This window comes from Psychrobacter immobilis (assembly GCF_904846235.1).
Classification (GTDB): domain Bacteria; phylum Pseudomonadota; class Gammaproteobacteria; order Pseudomonadales; family Moraxellaceae; genus Psychrobacter; species Psychrobacter immobilis_C.
This window is the reverse complement of the sequence record NZ_CAJGZN010000066.1, coordinates 1-558: the sequence shown is the minus strand read 5'-3', so window position 1 is coordinate 558 and position 558 is coordinate 1. Positions and strand designations below refer to the sequence as shown.

Genomic DNA, 558 nt, shown 5'->3' with positions numbered 1-558 from the left:
CTGCTACAGAGACCATCACCGTCACCGCGGTCAATGATGCGCCTATAGCCAAGCCTGATAGCAATCGTGTGGCAGAAGAGGTCACAGCAACTGGCAACGTGCTTGACAATGACACCGATATAGACAGCAGTACGCTTAACGTATCAGCGGCAAGCGTTGATGTAGATGGTAGTGGCACCCAGGTAGCGATCACTCTTGGCAGCGCCACCACTATCAGCGCTAATGGTAGCGCTATTGGCGTACTGACTTTAAATAGTGATGGCAGCTATAGCTTTGTTCCAGCAGCAGACTTTAATGGCTCAGTCCCCACTGTTGATTACACCGTCACCGATAATGATGGCGGCACCGCTAGCAGCACCTTAGATATCGTTCTCACCCCAGGGAATGATGCGCCTATTGCAGTGAATGACAGCGACACGGTGAATGAGGACGAATCCATAGCCCTCAATCCACTCAAAGGTGACAGTGACATTGATGGGGATACGTTAAGCATCATCAACACTAATGGTACGGCACTGACCCCAGGGGTCGCGCAAAGCATTACCGTAGATAATGGCG

The 558-nt window shown here is 51.3% G+C and carries 1 protein-coding gene; it reads left to right on the top strand.

The window, feature by feature from the left end; all coding sequences use genetic code 11:
- Window positions 1–558: Ig-like domain-containing protein (locus tag JMX07_RS13550; protein WP_201608441.1), on the top strand; the 558-nt coding region annotated here is incomplete at both ends.